The organism is Actinotignum schaalii FB123-CNA-2, from assembly GCF_000411135.1.
In the GTDB taxonomy this organism is placed as follows: domain Bacteria; phylum Actinomycetota; class Actinomycetes; order Actinomycetales; family Actinomycetaceae; genus Actinotignum; species Actinotignum schaalii_A.
In genome coordinates this window covers 831,069-836,473 of sequence record NZ_KE150262.1, presented here as the reverse complement: position 1 = coordinate 836,473, position 5,405 = coordinate 831,069, and the positions used below count along the sequence as shown (strand labels likewise).

Genomic DNA, 5,405 nt, shown 5'->3' with positions numbered 1-5,405 from the left:
CACACTCTAAAAAACATGGCGGCAGCAACCTACTCTCCCACACCCCACCGAGTGCAGTACCATCAGCGCAAACAACCTTAGCTACCGGGTTCGAAAAGGATACCGGGCGTAACCTTGCCGCTATAACCACCGCCACAACCAAAACACCAACCAACCACCACATGGCGGCCAGTCATCGCACAGTGAACGCAAACAACTCATCTCACGCAAAAAAATCTCTCACACAATGTTATCTTGGCCATCGGTCCATTAGTACCAGTCAACTAAAACCCTCACAAGCCTTACATCCCTGGCCTATCAACCCGATCATCAACCGGGGACCTCACCCACCCCAAAGGTGGAACGAGAACTAATCTCGAAGCAGGCTTCCCGCTTAGATGCTTTCAGCGGTTATCACAACCCGACGTAGCCAACCAGCCATGCTCTTGGCAGAACAACTGGCACACCAGAGGTCAGTCCGTCTCGGTCCTCTCGTACTAAAGACAGCCCTTCTCAAGATTCCTCCGCGCGCAGCGGATAGGGACCGAACTGTCTCACGACGTTCTGAACCCAGCTCGCGTACCGCTTTAATGGGCGAACAGCCCAACCCTTGGGACCGACTCCAGCCCCAGGATGCGACGAGCCGACATCGAGGTGCCAAACCATGCCGTCGATATGAACTCTTGGGCAGGATCAGCCTGTTATCCCCGGGGTACCTTTTATCCGTTGAGCGACGGCGCTTCCACAAGCCACCGCCGGATCACTAGTTCCTACTTTCGTACCTGCTCGACATGTCTGTCTCACAGTCAAGCTTCCTTCTACACTTACACTCACCACCTGATGACCAACCAGGCTGAGGAAACCTTTGAGCGCCTCCGTTACCCTTTAGGAGGCAACCGCCCCAGTTAAACTACCCACCAGGCACTGTCCTTAGCCCGGATCACGGACCAAAGTTAGACATGCAATACGATCAGAGTGGTATTTCAACAACGACTCCACACCAACTAGCGTCAATGCATCACAGTCTCCCACCTATCCTACACAAACCGTACCGAACACCAATACCAAGCTATAGTAAAGGTCCCGGGGTCTTTCCGTCCTGCTGCGCGAAACGAGCATCTTTACTCGTAATGCAATTTCACCGAGTTCATGGTGGAGACAGTAGGGAAATCGTTACTCCATTCGTGCAGGTCGGAACTTACCCGACAAGGAATTTCGCTACCTTAGGATGGTTATAGTTACCACCGCCGTTTACTGGGGCTTAACTTCCCAGCCTCGCCCCCAAAAAAAGGGGCTAACCAGTCCGCTTAACCTTCCAGCACCGGGCAGGCGTCAGTCCGTATACATCGCCTTACAGCTTCGCACGGACCTGTGTTTTTGGTAAACAGTCGTTTCCCCCTGGACTCTGCGCCCCTCACCGCCACCACACCGCACGGGTGCACGACAGCTCAGGTCCCCCTTATCCCAAAGTTACGGGGGCATTTTGCCGAGTTCCTTAACCACGATTCACTCGCACGCCTTAGTATGCTCTACCCAACTACCAGTGTCGGTTTCGGGTACGGGCGGTCTTACCACTCACGTCGATGCTTTTCTCGGCAGTACAGGATCACTCTACTTCCCACAAAAAAGTGGTCACCATCAGGCCTCACCCTATATGTCCCCCGGATTTACCTAGGAAACAGGCCACACCCTTAAACGCGCCAAGCCATTAGGCACGCGAAGCTACCTCCCTGCGTCACACCTGTTAACACGCTTGCCTCCCACACTTAGGACCCCACGCCACCACACACCAACAACAAAAACCCAAAAAAGGATCAATGCATCATGATGCGAGCAGGATGGTTAGCATCAACGCAGAAGACACTGGACGCAATAAAACCGGTACCAGAATAAGAACTGGTTACCCATCGACTACGCCTGTCGGCCTCGCCTTAGGACCCGACTAACCCAGAGAGGACGAACCTAGCCCTGGAACCCTTAGTCATACGGCGGGAAGGATTCTCACCTTCCAAACGTTACTCATGCCTGCATTCTCACTCGCATCAACTCCACCACACAGTCACCCGGCAGCTTCACCACTGACACGACGCTCCCCTACCCAACCACACAGGTTGCCACAGCTTCGGCGGATAACTTAAGCCCCGCTACATTATCGGCGCGGAATCACTTGACCAGTGAGCTATTACGCACTCTTTCAAGGATGGCTGCTTCTAAGCCAACCTCCTGGTTGTCACAGCAACTAAACATCCTTTCCCACTTAGCACACACTTAGGGGCCTTAACCGGCGATCTGGGCTGTTTCCCTCTCGACGACGAAGCTTATCCCCCGCCGTCTCACTGCCACGCTACACTTGCCAGCATTCGGAGTTTGGCTGATTTCGGTAAGCCGATAAGCCCCCTAGACCATCCAGTGCTCTACCTCCAACAAGAACCACGCAACGCTGCACCTAAATGCATTTCGGGGAGAACCAGCTATCACGGAGTTTGATTGGCCTTTCACCCCTACCCACAACTCATCCCCCAGGTTTTCAACCCTGGTGGGTTCGGGCCTCCACACGCTCTTACACGTGCCTCACCCTGGCCATGGGTAGATCACCCCGCTTCGGGTCTAGAACATGCAACTAAAACCGCCCTCTTCAGACTCGCTTTCGCTACGACTACCCCACACGGGTTAACCTCGCCACACATCCTAACTCGCAGGCTCATTCTTCAAAAGGCACGCCATCACCACACAGGCTCTGACGGCTTGCATGCGACCGGTTTCAGGAACTCTTTCACTCCCCTCCCGGGGTACTTTTCACCATTCCCTCACGGTACTAAATTCACTATCGGTCACGACGGGTATTTAGCCTTACCAAGTGGTCTTGGCAGATTCACACGAGATTCCACGAGCCCCGTGCTACTCGGGCATGTCATCACGCAGTCGAACAAGTTTCAGCTACCCGGCTATCACGGTCTACGGCAGGCCTTCCCAAACCTTTCACCTACAAGCCCGATTTATCACTACGCCCCACCATGTCGGTAGCAGGAAAACAACACCCCACAACACCTTGCATGCAACCCCCGACAGGTATCACACACACAAGGTTTAGGCTCCTTCGCTTTCGCTCGCCACTACTCACGGAATCACACTTGTTTTCTCTTCCTACGGGTACTAAGATGTTTCACTTCCCCACGTTCCCACCACCAACCTATCAATTCAGCTGGCAGCAACCCGGCATAACCCAGGCTAGGTTCCCCCATTCGGACACCCTCGGATCACCACTCGCTAGCCAATTCCCCGAGGCATATCGCAGGCTACAACGTCCTTCTTCGGCCCATACGCACCAAGGCATCCACCAAACGCCCTACAACACCAAAAAAACAAAACACAAGAAACTCAAAACAAAAACATTACGCAAAATCACAAACAAACACACAACCAAAAACCAAAGCCTCTGGCACCACATGCTTGTTATAAAGATGCTCACGCTCACTATGCGACAACCAACCACCACACCAACACCACAAACAGAAAACAAGGACAAACCCTCACCAACTGCTCACAGGCGGTAAACAGACAAGCTAGTGTCCGAATGCCTAACAGCACGCCCAACCACACAACACCCAAAACACAACAAGCACAAAACCCGTGTATGCCCCAAGCATCTCTTTTTACGCGTCCCAAACAAGAAACAAAACAAAAACCAGCAAACCCCAATAGCCCACCGATTATAACGTCTCCTGCAAACAATCCTTAGAAAGGAGGTGATCCAGCCGCACCTTCCGGTACGGCTACCTTGTTACGACTTCGTCCCAATCGCCAGCCCCACCTTCGACCGCTCCCCCCAAAAAATGGTTAGGCCACGAGCTACGGGTGTTACCAACTTTCGTGACGTGACGGGCGGTGTGTACAAGGCCCGGGAACGTATTCACCGCGGCAATGCTGATCCGCGATTACTAGCGACTCCGACTTCACGAGGTCGAGTTGCAGACCCCAATCCGAACTGAGACCGGCTTTCCGAGATTCGCTCACCCTCACAGGCTCGCCACTCTCTGTACCAGCCATTGTAGCATGCGTGAAGCCCGCCCAAGACATAAGGGGCATGATGATTTGACGTCATCCCCACCTTCCTCCGAGTTAACCCCGGCAGTCTCTCGTGAGTCCCCACCACAACATGCTGGCAACACGAGACAAGGGTTGCGCTCGTTGCGGGACTTAACCCAACATCTCACGACACGAGCTGACGACAGCCATGCACCACCTGTGAACCGACCCCAAAAGAGGCACACCCATCTCTGAGCACTCCCGATCCATGTCAAACCCAGGTAAGGTTCTACGCGTTGCATCGAATTAATCCGCATGCTCCGCCGCTTGTGCGGGGCCCCGTCAATTCCTTTGAGTTTTAGCCTTGCGGCCGTACTCCCCAGGCGGGGAACTTAATGCGTTAGCTACGGCGCAGAAAACCTGGAAAGGCCCCCCACACCTAGTTCCCAACGTTTACAGCATGGACTACCAGGGTATCTAATCCTGTTCGCTACCCATGCTTTCGCTCCTCAGCGTCAGTAATGGCCCAGTGACCTGCCTTCGCCATCGGTGTTCCTCCAGATATCTGCGCATTCCACCGCTACACCTGGAATTCCAGTCACCCCTACCACACTCAAGCCTGCCCGTACCCACTGCACGCGCGAAGTTAAGCCCCGCGTTTTCACAGCAGGCGCAACAAGCCGCCTACAAGCCCTTTACGCCCAATAATTCCGGACAACGCTCGCGCCCTACGTATTACCGCGGCTGCTGGCACGTAGTTAGCCGGCGCTTCTTCTCCACCTACCCTCAACCCACCAAAAAAGTGAGCCTTGTTCGATAGCGAAAGAGGTTTACAACCCGAAAGCCTTCATCCCCCACGCGGCGTCGCTGCATCAGGCTTTCGCCCATTGTGCAATATCCCCCACTGCTGCCTCCCGTAGGAGTCTGGGCCGTATCTCAGTCCCAATGTGGCCGGTCACCCTCTCAGGCCGGCTACCCGTCACCGCCTTGGTAGGCCATCACCCCACCAACAAGCTGATAGGCCGCGAGCCCATCCCCCTTCACAAAAGCTTTCCCAACACCCCCATGCGAGAGCGCCAGAATATCCAGTATTAGACCCCGTTTCCAAGGCTTATCCCAAAAAGGAGGGCAGGTTACTCACGTATTACTCACCCGTTCGCCACTAATCCACCCACAACAAGTTGCAGGCTTCATCGTTCGACTTGCATGTGTTAAGCACGCCGCCAGCGTTCGTCCTGAGCCAGGATCAAACTCTCCACAAAAAACCAGAGAGCCAAAACATCTAGCCCAAAAAACAAAAAATAAAAAACAAGAACAACACACCACCAACAAACAAACCAAACACCACATAAAAACACGGCACCTAGTCACTATCTATTGGAGTGCTAACTGTCCTCGCA

General features: G+C 53.8%; 3 rRNA genes. All 3 read right to left on the bottom strand.

Annotation, left to right across the window (positions count from 1 at the left end):
- Positions 1 to 16: 16 nt before the first annotated feature.
- Positions 17 to 134, bottom strand: a 5S ribosomal RNA gene (gene rrf, locus HMPREF9237_RS03360).
- Between the two features lie 94 nt (positions 135 to 228).
- Positions 229 to 3,341, bottom strand: a 23S ribosomal RNA gene (locus HMPREF9237_RS03355).
- Between the two features lie 377 nt (positions 3,342 to 3,718).
- Positions 3,719 to 5,267: ribosomal RNA gene (locus HMPREF9237_RS03350) — 16S ribosomal RNA — on the bottom strand.
- Together the 16S, 23S and 5S rRNA genes form the textbook arrangement of a ribosomal RNA operon.
- Positions 5,268 to 5,405 lie beyond the last annotated feature (138 nt).